The 325-nt window shown below is 48.0% G+C and carries 1 tRNA gene; it reads left to right on the forward strand.

Features of this window, described 5'->3' with window-relative positions:
• Positions 1–198: 198 nt before the first annotated feature.
• Positions 199–274, forward strand: a tRNA-Glu gene (locus tag MFP24_RS00250).
• Positions 275–325: the final 51 nt, after the last annotated feature.

Here is a 325-nt window from a genome sequence, read left to right on the forward strand (position 1 = left end):
GTGCAGTGTCCACAACAGATTGTCTGATGAAAACAATGAGCAAGGTAACCTGCGGTAGAAGGTTGCGGACGTTTCCTGAAGTGCCGTGGGGTGTGTGACTGTCCAGTGCAGTGACAAAACACAATGGCGCTCGATTTTTCTGGAAAAATCTCGCCTTTACACAAAAATAGCAACGCGTGCGTTGCGGACAATTTTTGTGTCCCCATCGTCTAGAGGCCTAGGACACTGCCCTTTCACGGCTGTAACAGGGGTTCGAATCCCCTTGGGGACGCCATTCCGATAATGAGTGAAAGACATTATCACCGAATATCTTAAAGATGACTTT

The sequence above is a fragment of the Brenneria tiliae genome (assembly GCF_023347575.1).
Lineage (GTDB): Bacteria > Pseudomonadota > Gammaproteobacteria > Enterobacterales > Enterobacteriaceae > Brenneria > Brenneria corticis.